Origin of the sequence: Curtobacterium sp. MEB011, assembly GCF_030209655.1 — a bacterium.
GTDB classification, from domain to species: domain Bacteria; phylum Actinomycetota; class Actinomycetes; order Actinomycetales; family Microbacteriaceae; genus Curtobacterium; species Curtobacterium poinsettiae.
The window spans coordinates 45,063-58,828 of the sequence record NZ_JARVRN010000012.1 but is presented as its reverse complement, the minus strand read 5'-3'; the positions used below and the strand labels follow the sequence as shown (position 1 = coordinate 58,828).

Genomic DNA, 13,766 nt, shown 5'->3' with positions numbered 1-13,766 from the left:
GGGTGCACCCTGCACCCGCCCGCACGAGGAGTCCCATGCGAACACGCATCCCGATCCGAACTGTCGTCGCCACGGCGTTGTCGCTGACGCTCCCGCTCACCGCCGCCGCCCCCGCGGGCGCGACCCCGGCCGGGGGAGCGGTGGGCACGGCCACGACGGACCCTGCGACGTCGACCGTCCGTCCGGCAGGGACGGTCGGTCTCGCTGCGAAGGTCGCCAAGGACGGCAACGGCCCGTTCACTGCGGACGACCGGCCCGGGGGCGACTCGAGCGGAACGAACGGCATCGTGCGGACACTCGACGCGATCACGTACAGCGTCGAGATGAGCGTGAACGACGGCGACAGCGTCAACCAACGGTTCGTCGTGACCGCTCCGGCCGGCACGACCTGGGCGGGGCTGCCGAAGCCGTGCACCGGGGCCGCATCGCGCATCGACGGGCAGCGACTCACCTGCTCGGTCGGTGACCTGACCGAGGGCAACCTCGTCGAGGTCCCCGTCGTGCTCGACGTCTCCGGCACCATGCGGCACGGCGACGAGATCGAGGTCACGGTCGAAGCCACGGCGGACAACGCGGACAACGGCGTCGTGACGGCAGTCGCGCCGACCGTGACGGTCTCGGCAGCCGCGCGCTACAACCTGAGCAAGGACGTCGTCGGGTCCTCGCTCACCCCTGACGTCATCGGTCCCGACGGCGAGCGAGGCCTGCGTCTCGTCTACCCGATCGCGGTCAACTGGGAGCCCGTCGTCGCCGGACAGGGCCTGCTCGGGTTCGAAGCGAGCACCGGCCCGATGACCTTCACCGACGACGTGTCCGAGATCCTCGGCGACCTGCCGTCGACCGCCGTGCTGTGGAACGGGACCGCGCCTGCCTGCGGCGTGAACGCAACGAACGCCTGGCGCTTCGACGGCCTGCCGGGCGGACGGGGTGGCGGGCCGCGCAGCGTGGTCGACTCGGGGACCATCGTCTGCGCGCAGTCCTCGCCCGGCGCGGACGTCGACGTGACGATCACGGACACCGTCACCGACCCGGGCCGCATCCCCACCCAGTCGCTCAGCGGCGGCCCGGTCACGGGTGGCACCAGGGCGTACTTCGTCTCGGGCTACCTGAGCCTCTGGCTGCCCTACCCGCCGGGCTCGGTCCTGTCGACCAACCGGTACTCGGCTCTGCAGACCACGTCGGCGAGTGGCGCACAGAACTACCCCGGCAGCGAGGAGCCCCTCGCCGACAACAGCACGTCGCGCAACCTGGTGGGTGTCGGGTCCGGCACCGCCGGCAAGCGACTCTGGCGCGTGATCGACAGCGCCGGCACCACCGTCGAGGGTTCCGCCCGCGCGGGCGATCCATGGGTGACGCAGGGGCAGGTCCTGCGGAGCGACGTCACCGTCCTCAACGACGGGTACAGCCGCTGGACCGGCACGATCCTCTGCGACACCTTCGATCGCGGGACCCAGCGCCTCACCCGCGGGGGCACCCCGGGCGCGACGGCGTGGACCAGCGGGTTGAGCAGGCCGCGCATCGAGTACGCGGCCTACGACATGACGAACCCCGCGGCCGGGCAGGGCCACACGTGCGGCGATGACGACGGACCGTGGTTCGCCAGCCCAGACGAGGTTCCGGGCGGTCGCGCCGCGGTCGGCGCCGTGCGCGCGCTCGGCGACGTCGACGGTGGGGCGAGAGCGGTGCTGCACACGTACGTCGCAGTGGCCGACGCACCCTCGGGGACCCGCGCGTACGACTTCGGACACGCCCTGCTCGGCGAACACACCGACGTCTGGACCCACGACACGGCCCGGCCGGAGAACGGTGCCGGAGCGATGGCCGACAGCGTCGTGATCACGGAGAACCTGGCACGCATCAGGAAGAAGATCGTCGACCCGGGCACGACCGCGGAGGACACACCGGACAAGACGAGCTTCGTCGGGTCCGGGAGCACCCTCGAGTACGCCCTCTACCCGACACTCACCAACGGCCACTCCGGTGGGCAAGCGACCACCGTGACGGTCCGCGACGTGCTGCCGATGCACACCGACTACATCCCCGAGAGTGCGTCCAGGCCGGCCGAGCTCGACACGATCACGGACAACGCCGGCAACCTCCGCCAGCGCCTCACGTGGACGCTCGACGACCAGCAGCCGAACACGAGGATCCCGCCGATCACCTACGAGCTGCAGGTGTCGAGTCTCGCGCCAGCCGGGCCGGTGCAGAACTACGCGACCATCGCCTCGCCGACGGACCGCTCCGAAGCGTTCCGCCGCGACACCCAACGAGCGGTGCAGGTCGTCGCCGCAGTCGGTGTCGGCGTGGAGAAGGTGGCGACCGAACCGGTCGTCGCGACGGGGGACCAGCTCGAGTGGGACCTGCTCTACACGAACCGCGACGCCCGGAGCATCAGCGGGCTCGACGTCATCGACGTCCTGCCGCACCGAGGCGACCCCCAGGGCTCCGCCTTCCACGGGACCGTCTCGCTGGCCGACCGCGTCGACGTCGCGCCCGGCGCCGGTGAGACCGTGCGCTACACCACGAGCGATCCGGCCTCGATCTCGCTCGACGGGACGGCAGCGTCCAACCAGCCGGGCGGCAGCACGCTCTGGTGCGCGGCGGCAGACCTCGGCGACCCCGCGTGCGGGTCCGCGGAACTCGCCGACGTCACCGCCGTGCGGATCGAACGGACCGGCGGTGTCGCGCCGGGACAGACGGTCCGACACCACGTCGTGCTGCGGACCCACGGGGAGCGGGACGGCGACACCTACACGAACCGCTTCGGGCTCCGCGCCTCGAACCTCGAACTCGCCGCGCTGTCGAACCGTGCCACCGTGCGGGTGGTCGCCGGCAGCATCGGAAACCGGGTGTGGACGGACAGCAACGACGACGGCCTCCAGGGTTCCGACGAACCGGGCATCGACCGCGTGCCGATCCGACTGTCCGGCGTCGACGACCGCGGTACCGACGTCGCACGCGCCACCAGGTCCGGACCCGATGGGCAGTACTCCTTCGACGGACTCCGGCCGGGGGACTACGTCGTGGCCTTCACGGCTCCGGACGGCCGTCGGTTCACGAAGGAGCACGTCGGCACCGACGGCACCATCGACTCGGACGCCGGCCAGGACGGCGAGACGCCCGCGGTCTCGATCGCGTGGGAACGCTCCGACGAAGGCGCGAAGGAATCGATCACCCGCGACCGCACCGTCGATGCCGGACTGCTGCTCGGTGACTCGCCGTCGGATCCCGAACCTGAACCCGGGCCAGACCCCGGAACGGTTCCCGGCGCCGGCACGGTCCCCGGCTCCGGGCCCGGGGGCGGGTCCGGATCGACGGCCGTTCCGACTGTGGCGCCGTCGCCCGGAGCGCGCGGGGGCGTCCAGGGGCTCGCCTTCACCGGCACGTCGGGGACGCCGCTCGTCCTCGGCGTCGCACTCCTGCTGCTGGCGCTCGGGGCCGCGATGCTCGGAACGAACCGGAACCAGCGTCGACAGCGCTGATCCGTCACCGGCAGCACGGCGATGCGGCGGAGTCCTGACCTCCGGGGTCGGGGCTCCGTCGTCCTTCGACGCCGTCTGTCAGGATGGCGGCATGCGCGCCGTCCAGTACGCCCAGTTCGGTTCCGTCCCCTCGATCGTCGACCTGCCGGAGCCCGTCGCCCCGGACCACGGTGTCGTCGTGCGGGTGGCTGCCACCGGTGTCTGCCGAAGTGACTGGCACGCGTGGAAGGGCCACGACGACTCGGTCCGGCTGCCGCACGTGCCCGGCCACGAGTTCGCCGGCGTCGTCGCGACGATCGGCACCGACGTGCAGCGCTTCGCCGTCGGCGACCGGGTCACGGCACCGTTCGTGTTCGCCTGCGGCACCTGTGCCGAGTGCCTCGACGGCGCGACCCAGGTGTGCACCGCCCAGCAGCAGCCCGGCTTCGACCTGCAGGGGTCCTACGCGGAGTCGCTGGTGGTCCCGCACGCCGATCTGAACCTCGTCGCCCTGCCCGACGCCGTGGAGTACACGGTGGCAGCGGCACTGGGCTGCCGCTTCGGCACCGCGTTCCACGCCCTGCACGCCCGCGGGCGGGTGAGCGCAGGGGAGTGGGTCGTGGTCTACGGCTCCGGGGGAGTCGGGCTGTCGGCGATCATGGTCGCCGTGGCCGCCGGTGCGCACGTGCTCGCTGTGGACGTCTCCGCGGCGGCGCTCGAACGGGCCGCAGCACTGGGTGCCGACACGGTGCTGATGGACGCCGGTGCGGTGACCACGGTTCGCTCCCGCACCGCCGGGGGAGCGCACCTGTCGATCGACGCCTACGGCAGCCGTGCCACCTCGGTCGCGGCGGTTGCATCCCTGCGTCCGCGCGGCCGACACGTGCAGGTCGGGCTGCTGCTCGACGACGAAGCAGCGCCGGCGATCCCGATGGGACGGGTCATCGCCGACGAGCTCGAACTGCTCGGCAGTCACGGCGCAGCGGTCGGGGAGTACGGCGCGATGCTCGACGCCGTCGTCAGTGGGCGACTCCGGCCGGAGGAGACGATCGGCCGCACCATCGGCTTCGAGGACCTGCCCGAGGCGCTCGTCGCGATGGACCGGCCAGCCACTTCTCCGGGGATGACCGTCGCGACGTTCTGACGGTGCGCCGGCCCCGCGTCCTGTCTGGCATGCTGAACCGCGGGGGAAGGGGCGCCATGGAAGACGACACGCTCGAGGGACGCGCCGCTCGTCGTCGACGGACCGTGAAGAACCTGGTGATCGGTACGGTCTTCATGACGGTGTTCGTGCTCATCGTTGCCGCCTGCCAAGGCCACCGGCCGTACATCGCGTCCGATGCCGTCGCCACCCAGCAGGACGAACGGACCGTCGCCGTCGTGAACGCGTTCATGGAGGCGAACGGTGGCTTGTCGCAGTGGAAGGACTACTACGACGAGGGGGAGTCCCGGCCTGCGCCGTTCGGGGAACTGACCGGCGACTCCGTCTGCTCGAACACCGACGTCCTCGGCTTCACCACCGGTGATGCTGGGATCCGCCGGGAAGTGAACCTGTCGAGCACGTCTGCAGTGACGCCACGGACAGTGCTCGACAACGCCGAGCGGGTTTGGACGCGGTACGACATCAGCCGCCGTGGCGACGACCGGGGCCGGAGCACGTGGACCCAGGTGCGGTTCTCAGGAGGCCGGACCTCGCCGACCGTGTACGTCAGCTACGCCGGTGACGACCCGGATGCGAAGGTCAACATGCTGGTCCTTGCCGCATCCGTCTGTCGGGAACTGTGACCGGTGGAGGCGGGGCGTTCCGGAGTCCGGTCCACCTGAGTTGACATAATATGCATTATCGGCGCCCACATGGACACCCGATCGGCGCTGAGTGAGCAGAAGAGGTCGGGTCCGTTCTCCGGACTCGACCTCTTCTGCTCACTGGATGACGACGGCGTCAGTCGGCGGGCTTCGTCGGGACGTCGTCGGCGTCGATCTCGAGCGCTGCCGGCTCGCCGCCCTGTTCCTCCAGGTTCCCCTGGTCGGTGTCGGGCTGCTCCGGCGACTCGCTCTGGGTGGTCTCTTCGGCTGGGTCAGGCTGGCTGTAGCTCATGCGCCGGACGGTACGCCCGGGTTCCTGGACACGTACCAGCGGCGCCGGAGATCGACAGCGGGCGCGTGGCGACTCCGCCACGCGCCCGCTGTCATGCGGCGATCAGCCTCAGTTGTTCATCGCGGGAACGACGATCGTCAGAGCGACGATGATGAAGATGATCGAGAGCACGAGGCCGATGACACTCAGGATGATGCCGGCGAGCACCATGCCTCGGGTACCGGCGTTGCGACGACGGGCGACGAAGCCCAGGACCAGGCCGATGATGCTGGCGATGAGTCCGACCCACACGAAGAGGAACGAGAAGACGACGCCGACGATGCCGAGGACGAGCGAACCGACGGCGATTCCGTTGCCGCTGTTGGTCGCGGGTGCGTTGCCGGGGTTGGACATGGTGGAGCTCCTTCTGGTCAGGACGCTGATCAAGGCCGGGTAGCCGATCGTGAGCGTCGGTCAGAACAGTAGTCCTCGCACACGGCTGGTGCCCAGATTCACCGTCCGAGCCTGTCCCCCGGCTCAGGCTCCGACGTACGCCGCCAGGTGCTGCCCGGTCAGCGTCGACCGGGCCGCCACGAGTGCAGCGGGCGTCCCCTCGAACACGATGCGCCCGCCGTCGTGCCCGGCGCCCGGCCCGAGGTCGATGATCCAGTCAGCGTGCGCCATCACGGCCTGGTGGTGCTCGATCACGACGACCGTCCGGCCGGCGTCGACGAGCCGGTCGAGCAGGCCGAGCAGCTGCTCGACGTCGGCCAGGTGCAGGCCCGCGGTCGGCTCGTCGAGCACCACCACACCGCCCCGGTCACCGAGGTGCGTCGCGAGCTTGAGCCGCTGCCGCTCTCCCCCGGACAACGTGGTGAGCGGCTGTCCGATCGTCAGGTAACCGAGCCCCACGTCTGCGAGCCGGGCGAGGATCGTGTGGGCCGCCGGCAGTGCGGACGCCCCCGCCGCGAAGAACGCCAACGCGTCGGCGACGGACATGCCGAGCACCTCGCTGATGTCCTTCCCGCCCAGGTGGTAGCCGAGCACGGCCTGGTCGAACCGCTTGCCGTCGCACTCGACGCAGGGGCTCGCGACGCCCGCCATCATGCCGAGGTCGGTGTACACGACACCGGCACCGTTGCACGCCGGGCAGGCGCCCTCGGAGTTGGCGCTGAACAGTGCGGGCTTGACGCCGTTGGCCTTCGCGAACGCCTTGCGGATCGGTTCGAGCAGGCCGGTGTAGGTCGCGGGGTTGCTCCGCCGTGACCCACGGATACCGCTCTGGTCGATGGCGACCACGTCGTCGCGCCGAGCCAGCGACCCGTGGATGAGCGTGCTCTTGCCGGAACCGGCGACCCCCGTGACGACGGTGAGCACCCCGGTGGGGACGTCCACGTCGACGTCGTGCAGGTTGTGGGCCGACGCGCCGCGGATCGCGATCGCTCCGTCCGGACGACGGACGTCGGACTTCACGGTGACGCGGTCGTCCAAGTGCTGACCGGTCACGGTCCCGCTGGCGCGCAGCCCGTCGACGGACCCCTGGTAGCAGAGCGTCCCACCGCCGGAACCGGCACCGGGTCCGAGGTCGACGACGTGGTCGGCGATCGCGATGACCTCGGGCTTGTGCTCGACGACCAGGACGGTGTTGCCCTTGTCGCGCAACCGGACGAGCAGCTCGTTCATCCGCTCGATGTCGTGCGGGTGCAGCCCCGTGCTCGGCTCGTCGAAGACGTACGTGACGTCGCTGAGTGAGGAGCCGAGGTGCTTCACCATCTTCACGCGCTGCCCTTCTCCCCCGGACAACGTGCCGGTCGGACGGTCGAGCGACAGGTAGCCGAGTCCGATCTCGACGAAGGACTCGAGCAGGTCACGGAGCCCCTCGAGCAACGGCCCGACCCCCGGGTCGTCCAGACCCCGCAGCCAGGTGACGGTGTCGGTGACCTGCATCGCGCAGACGTCGGCGATGCTGCGGCCCGCGACCTTCGACGAGCGGGCGGTGTCGTTCAACCGGGTGCCGTCGCAGGCCGGACACGTCGTGAAGGTCACCGCACGGTCGACGAAGGCCCGGATGTGCGGCTGCATCGCCTCGCGGTCCTTCTGCAGGAACGATCTGCGGACCCGGTGCACGAGCCCCTCGTAGGTCATGTTGATGCCGGCGATCTTCTGCTTCGTCGGCTCGCGGTACAGGAAGTCCTGCCGCTCCTGCTCGGTGAAGTCGCGGATCGGGGTGTCCCGGTCGAAGTAGCCCGACTCGGCGTACAGCCGCACGTTCCACCCGTCGGTCCCGTACCCGGGGATCGTGAGCGCGCCGTCCCCGAGCGACTTCGTCTCGTCGAACAGCTGCGTCAGGTCGATGTCGTTCACCAGGCCCCGACCCTCGCAGTCCGCGCACATGCCGCCGAGCCGCGTGAACGAGACCTTCTGGGCCTTCGCGTCCGCACCCTTCTGCACCGTGATCGCTCCCCCGGCCGTCACGGTGGCGAGGTTGAACGAGAACGCGTTCGGTCCGCCGACGTGCGGCTGACCGAGTCGGCTGAACAGCACGCGCAGCATCGCGTTCGCGTCCGTCGCGGTGCCGACGGTGGAGCGCGGGTCGGCGCCGATGCGCTCCTGGTCGACGACGATCGCGGTGGTCAGGCCGTCGAGCAGGTCGACGTCGGGACGCGCGAGCGAGGGCATGAACCCCTGCACGAACGCGCTGTAGGTCTCGTTGATCATCCGCTGCGACTCGGCGGCGACGGTGCCGAACACGAGCGAGCTCTTGCCCGAGCCGGAGACCCCGGTGAACACCGTGAGCCGGCGCTTCGGCAGGTCCACGTCGACGTCGCGCAGGTTGTTGGCGCGCGCTCCGCGCACGCGGATCCGGTCGTGCCGGTCGGCAGGGTGCACGACGGCACCGGCGGGGTCGTCGTCGACCGGATCGGTGTCCATGCGGGTCAGCGTACCGACGGGAGGCCCGTGGCGGGGCCGCCACGGGCCTCCCGTCCGCTGGTGGGTCGGCCGTCAGGCCGTGGTGGGGTGCTCAGGCGCCGTGACGGCGCACCAGGTCCGGCAGCTCTGCGGGTTCGAACGCCTCGTCGGTCGCTTCGAGCTCCTCCGCCGTCCACCAGCGCGAGGCGAGGATGTCGACGCGTTCGTCGTCGGTCCACTCGGCGTCGGACAACTCGAAGCCCGGCGTGCGGACGACGTAGAACTCGGCGTGCCCACGGTCGTGGTCAGCGAGGTCCCACTCGACGGTGAAGTCCCACGACCAGACCGGTTCGCCGGGTTCGTCGATGACGATCCCGGTCTCCTCGCGCAGCTCGCGGATCGCGGCGTCGCGGTGGGACTCCCCCGGGTCGACGCCACCACCCGGCGTGATCCAGCGGTGGGCGCCGTCGGACGAGGGCGACTTCGTGTCCATCAGGAACACGCGACCACGGGGGTCGAGCAGCAGGATGCGGGAGGTGCGGCGCAGGCCGGGCTTGGCGGTCACCCGCCCGACGTTAGCCGACGAACCCGCTGACGTCGCCGACCAGCTTGGTGTGGTCGGCGGGGATCGGCTCGACGGCGGCCAGGGCGATCTCGGCCGCGAACTCGGACACGCTGTAGAGCTTGCCGACCTCTTGCCGACGGCCCTCGATCGCGCCGGGGTTCAGGCGGTTCAGGAGCGTCGCGGTGATCGTGCCCTCGATCATGTCGCCGGAGACGACGACGAACTCGATGCCCGCGGCCTCGAGCTGCGGGATGAGCGCACGGAGGGCGAGTTCCCCGGCACGCTTGCTCTTGGCGACCGGGACGTACTCGTCCATCGTCTCGGCGGTCTCGACGAAGTGTGCCTGGTGGCTCGTGACGAAGACCACGCGCGACCCGGCAGGCATGTGCGGCACGGCGGTCTGCAGCATGTCGACCTGGGCGTCGCGGTTCAGACGGAGCGCGTAGTCCTCGCCGACACCGGACTCCATGCCGCCCGAAGCGTTGAGCACGAGCAGGTCGATGCCGCCCCACTCCTGCACGACCGTGTCGACCAGGGCCTGCACGGAGTCGTGCTCGGTGAGGTCGGCGCCGACGGCCAGGGCGGAGCCACCGGACTCGACGATCTTCTCGGCGATCTGCTCGGCCCGCCTGGCCTTGTTGCGGTAGTTCACGACGACCTTCGCGCCGGCCTCGGCCAGGTACCCGACGGTGTCGGCGCCGATGCCACGGGACGAACCGGTGACGACGGCGCGCTTGTCGGTGAGGGATCCGGGGGCGAGGGGGTTGCTCACAGTCGTGTTCTCCAGGTCTGGTTCCGGCCGGTCGGGCGCACCGAGCCTACCAATCGCCTGCACGGTCGTCGGACGTCCTTGATATGTTGAACGGAGTTGTACCGGCTGTCGCGACGCAGCGAGCCGCCGCGCGCGACCGAGGGAGGGAGATCGCGTGAACGGAATCGATTGGATCCAGAGCATCGTCTGGATCGGCCTGGTGTTGCTCCTGGGCGTGGTCGAGATCTTCACTCTCGACTTCATCTTCATCATGCTCGCGGCGGGCGCCGCCGGCGGGTTGGTCGCCGCGCTCCTGGGCGCACCGTGGTGGTTGTCCGCCATCGTCGCCGCGGTGGCCGCCCTCGTGCTGCTGTCGCTCGTCCGACCGCGACTGCTCGTCGCGCTCGGCCGTGGCGCCGACCCGCACCGCACCAACGTCGAGGGCCTCATCGGGCTCGCCGGCACGGTCGCGGTCGCCTTCACCGCTTCCAGCCCTGGCCAGGTCCGCCTGGCCAACGGCGAGACCTGGAGCGCGCGGTTCGCCGCGGACTCCGTCGACCGCACACCGCCACTCGGGACCCCTGTGGTCGTCGAGTCGATCGAGGGGTCGACCGCGGTCGTACGCCTCGCAGAAAGGGCCACCTCGTGACCAGCATCTCCCCGGGGACGATCGCACTGCTCGTCCTCATCCTCGTCGTCGTCATCTTCGTGATCGTCGTCCTGGCGAAGGCGATCCGCATCGTCCCCCAGGCCACCGCGGGCGTCGTCGAACGTCTCGGCAAGTACCACAAGACCCTCAACCCGGGCTTGAACCTCCTGGTGCCGTTCATCGACCGTCTGCGGCCGCTGCTCGACATGCGCGAGCAGGTCGTCTCGTTCCCGCCGCAGCCCGTGATCACCGAGGACAACCTGGTGGTCTCGATCGACACGGTCGTCTACTTCCAGGTGACCGACGCCCGTGCGGCGACCTACGAGATCGCGAACTACCTCGGCGCCGTCGAGCAGCTCACCACCACGACGCTCCGCAACGTGGTCGGTGGCCTGAACCTCGAAGAGGCCCTGACCAGCCGCGACAACATCAACGGCCAGCTGCGCGTCGTCCTCGACGAAGCGACCGGCAAGTGGGGCATCCGGGTCGGCCGAGTCGAGCTCAAGGCGATCGAGCCGCCCGTGTCCATCCAGGACGCCATGGAACAGCAGCTCCGTGCCGAGCGCAGCCGTCGTGCCGCGATCCTGCAGGCCGAGGGCACCAAGCAGTCCCAGATCCTCGAGGCCGAGGGCCAGCGGCAGGCCGCGATCCTGGCGGCCGAGGGTGACGCCAAGGCGCAGGTCCTGCGTGCCGAAGGTGAAGCCCAGGCCATCGCGACCGTGTTCGAGGCGATCCACACCGGTGACCCCGACGAGAAGCTGCTGTCCTACCAGTACCTGCAGACCCTGCCGAAGATCGCGGAGGGCACGTCGAACAAGCTCTGGATGATCCCGAGCGAGTTCACCGAGGCCCTGTCCGGCATCGCCAAGGGCTTCAGCGCCAGCCGCGGTGGTGGCGGCGCCGGACCGGTCGCCGGTGCTGCAGGTGCTGCCGGTGGCGCGGACTTCCTGTCCCGTATCTCGAAGCTCGCGAACGAGAGCCTGGCGAACACCGCCGCGGGCGGATCCGCCGACACGACGATGCCGCGCGCGGACGCCACCGCCGCCGACATCGTCCCCGAGTCCGAGCTCGACGCGCGTCTGGCCGAGTCGAACCGCAGCGTCGACGCCCACATCGCGGCCGCCGATGACGCGACCGCCGAGCAGGTCGAGGACACTCCGACGACGCCGGGCGACGACGCTTCCGGTCACCGGACGAGCGACGGCTCCGGTCGGCGCTGACACGTCGGCACGAACGAACGACGACGCCCGCCCCGGAGAACCGAGGCGGGCGTCGTCGTTCGTGCGTGGGGTGTCAGGCGCCGCGTCGTGCGCGGAGGACCTGCAGGCGCTCTTCGAGGAGCTCCTCGAGTTCCTCGCGCGAGCGGCGCTCGAGCAGCATGTCCCAGTGGGTGCGGGGTGCCTTCACGTCCTCTTCGGCGACCTCGACGGGGATCCCGTCGTCGCCGAGCAGTCGGCCCTCGCGGCCGGAGCGGGGCTCCGACCAGGTCTGGGGGACGTCCGCATCAGCCGAGAAGACGATGTCGAACGTCTCACCCGAATCCGTCTGGTAGACCGCGCGCTTGCGATCCGAGAGCTCGACGCCCTCTTCGCTCTGGAGACTCTGACTCCCGAGCCGCATGCCGCGGAGACTCCGATCAGCCATGTGTGTGCTCCTCTCGCTCGTCTGCCCTCCACAACACTGTCCCACGCCCCATCAATCCCGTACCGGCGCATTCACAGTTCGTTCCCAGTGGCTGGGCGCGGCGGGTCGGATCAGGAGCGAGCGCGACGACCCCAGGGGGCGCAGGCCAGGAGCACGAGCAGCCCGCCGAGGGCGAGCAGGAGTGTGATCGACCCGGACAGGATCGACGCCGGGGTGGTGGACGTCCCGAGCGGCACGTCGGTCACCATCGAGGTCGCGGTGTACTCAGGAACCCGGTCGATCGTGCGGCCGCTCGGGTCGATGACCTGCGACGCTCCGACGGTCGAGATGTTCACGAGCGAGCGTCCGGTCTCGATGGCCCGCATCCGCGCGATCTCGAGCTGCTGCAGGTTCTCGTCGGTGCCCGAGAAGTCGGCGTTGTTCGTCTGCGCGAGGATCACCTGCGCTCCCCCGCGCACCATGTCGGCGGTCAGAGAGTCGTCGACGATGTCGAAGCAGATCGAGATGCCGGCACGGACCCCCGCCACGGACAGCACGTTCGGCTTCGTCCCCGGCGTGTAGTCGCGCTGCAGCAGACCGATGAGCGACGGCGCGAGCTTCGAGAAGAACCAGCGATCGGGCACGTACTCACCGAACGGCACCGGGCGCTTCTTGTCGTACGAGGACTGCCAACCGTCCGCGGTCCACACGAACGACGTGTTGTGCAGGACCCCCGACGGCGTCTGCGTGATGGCGCCCGCCACGATCGGAGCGTGGAGCGAGTCGACCACGGAGTCGAGCGCCGAGGCGATGACGGGCTGCTGGCGCGGGTCGTACTCCGCACCTGCCTCGGGCCAGACGACCAGGTCCACACCCTTCGCGTCCACGTCCGTCGCCGCGACCTGCGCCGCCAGGACGTCACCGGGCTCCGCGCGGTCGAAGTAGCCCGCGGGACCGTTGCCCTGCACCGCCTCGACCCGGATGGTGCCGCTCGTCGCCGTCGGCCACGCCGGCACGGCAAGGACCGCCGCGACGAGCAGGCCCGCCGTCGCCACCCGCACGGGCAGGCGGAGGGTGACGCCCGGCGCGCGGGGCGCCACGAGCGCGAGCGACACGACGACCGCGACGCAGTACACGACGACGAAGGTGAGTCCGAGGACGCCGACGTACGCGGCCAGGTGCGCGAACGGCCCCTGCGACTGCGACAGCCCGACCCGCCCCCAGGCGAACCCGCCGTACGGCCAGCTCCCCGAGAACCACTCGCGTCCGGTCCAGAGTGCAGCGACGACGGCCGGGAGGCCCCACACGCGTCCGGCGGTCGACGGCACCACGCGCGCGACCCAGCGGTACGCCAGGGCGATGGCCACGCTGCCGAGGGCGAAGAACGCGGCCTCCAACAGCGCCAGCGCGAACCACGGGACCGGGCCCAGGTAGCGGCCGGCCCACGAGATCGCGGGGATCCAGAACGCCGCACCGGCGAGGTAGCCGATCCACGCCGCGCGCCGTGCACGCTGCCCCATCACCGCGAGCAGCATGCAGGCGAGCGCCGGGTAGGCCAGGAACCACCACCCGGGCGACGGGAACGCGAGGGCGAACAGGATCCCGCCGATGACGGCCAGTGGTAGCGCGGTGCCCAGCGGCAACGCGGCGAACGGGCCGATCGCGGCCGCCCCGCGGCCGACGCGCGTGGGCAGCCCGCGCACAGTCGTCTCCGGAACCCGCACCGTGCC

At 70.7% G+C, this 13,766-nt stretch carries 12 protein-coding genes; 5 read left to right on the top strand and 7 right to left on the bottom strand.

The features are described from left to right. Positions 1-35: 35 nt before the first annotated feature. From QRN30_RS15090 to QRN30_RS15080, 3 genes are all read left to right on the top strand, one after another. Entirely contained in the window at positions 36-3,482 is a 3,447-nt protein-coding gene (locus QRN30_RS15090; RefSeq protein ID WP_284761292.1) for an SdrD B-like domain-containing protein, read from the top strand. A 91-nt stretch (positions 3,483-3,573) separates the two neighbouring features. Continuing rightward, positions 3,574-4,605 (top strand): alcohol dehydrogenase catalytic domain-containing protein, encoded by a 1,032-nt coding sequence (locus QRN30_RS15085; RefSeq protein ID WP_284761291.1) that lies wholly within the window; start codon positions 3,574-3,576, stop codon positions 4,603-4,605. Between the two features lie 56 nt (positions 4,606-4,661). Then, entirely contained in the window at positions 4,662-5,246 is a 585-nt protein-coding gene (locus tag QRN30_RS15080; protein WP_017887323.1) for a hypothetical protein, read from the top strand. 157 nt (positions 5,247-5,403) lie between these two features. Here the strand turns inward: QRN30_RS15080 and QRN30_RS15075 are convergent, their stop codons facing one another. From QRN30_RS15075 to QRN30_RS15055, 5 genes are all read right to left on the bottom strand, one after another. Then, a complete protein-coding gene (locus QRN30_RS15075; RefSeq protein ID WP_017887322.1) occupies positions 5,404-5,559 on the bottom strand; it encodes a hypothetical protein in 156 nt (51 codons plus the stop codon). Positions 5,560-5,667: 108 nt separating this feature from the next. Then, the gene (locus tag QRN30_RS15070) at positions 5,668-5,952 is read right to left on the bottom strand and encodes a DUF4190 domain-containing protein (RefSeq protein WP_017887321.1); all 285 of its coding nucleotides are present in this window, start codon (positions 5,950-5,952) and stop codon (positions 5,668-5,670) included. Positions 5,953-6,075: 123 nt separating this feature from the next. Beyond that, positions 6,076-8,469 (bottom strand): ATP-binding cassette domain-containing protein, encoded by a 2,394-nt coding sequence (locus QRN30_RS15065; RefSeq protein ID WP_284761290.1) that lies wholly within the window; start codon positions 8,467-8,469, stop codon positions 6,076-6,078. Between the two features lie 91 nt (positions 8,470-8,560). After that, positions 8,561-9,013 carry an NUDIX hydrolase gene (locus QRN30_RS15060; protein ID WP_017887319.1) on the bottom strand — a complete coding sequence of 151 codons (453 nt, stop codon included), beginning with the start codon at positions 9,011-9,013 and terminating at the stop codon, positions 8,561-8,563. Between the two features lie 10 nt (positions 9,014-9,023). Continuing rightward, positions 9,024-9,785 (bottom strand): SDR family oxidoreductase, encoded by a 762-nt coding sequence (locus QRN30_RS15055; RefSeq protein WP_017887318.1) that lies wholly within the window; start codon positions 9,783-9,785, stop codon positions 9,024-9,026. A 154-nt stretch (positions 9,786-9,939) separates the two neighbouring features. On the opposite strand from QRN30_RS15055, the gene QRN30_RS15050 reads away from it, so the two are divergent. After that, entirely contained in the window at positions 9,940-10,413 is a 474-nt protein-coding gene (locus QRN30_RS15050) for an NfeD family protein (protein WP_017887317.1), read from the top strand. Next, positions 10,410-11,633, top strand: coding sequence for an SPFH domain-containing protein (locus QRN30_RS15045; protein WP_017887316.1), 1,224 nt, complete (start codon positions 10,410-10,412; stop codon positions 11,631-11,633). The genes QRN30_RS15050 and QRN30_RS15045 overlap by 4 nt, the downstream gene beginning before the upstream one ends. A 73-nt stretch (positions 11,634-11,706) precedes the next feature. Here QRN30_RS15045 and QRN30_RS15040 read toward each other — a convergent pair whose 3' ends face one another. Next, positions 11,707-12,057, bottom strand: coding sequence for an RNA polymerase-binding protein RbpA (locus tag QRN30_RS15040; RefSeq protein WP_027465636.1), 351 nt, complete (start codon positions 12,055-12,057; stop codon positions 11,707-11,709). 110 nt (positions 12,058-12,167) lie between these two features. After that, positions 12,168-13,760 carry an apolipoprotein N-acyltransferase gene (gene lnt, locus QRN30_RS15035; protein WP_284761289.1) on the bottom strand — a complete coding sequence of 531 codons (1,593 nt, stop codon included), beginning with the start codon at positions 13,758-13,760 and terminating at the stop codon, positions 12,168-12,170. Between the last annotated feature and the right edge of the window lie 6 nt (positions 13,761-13,766).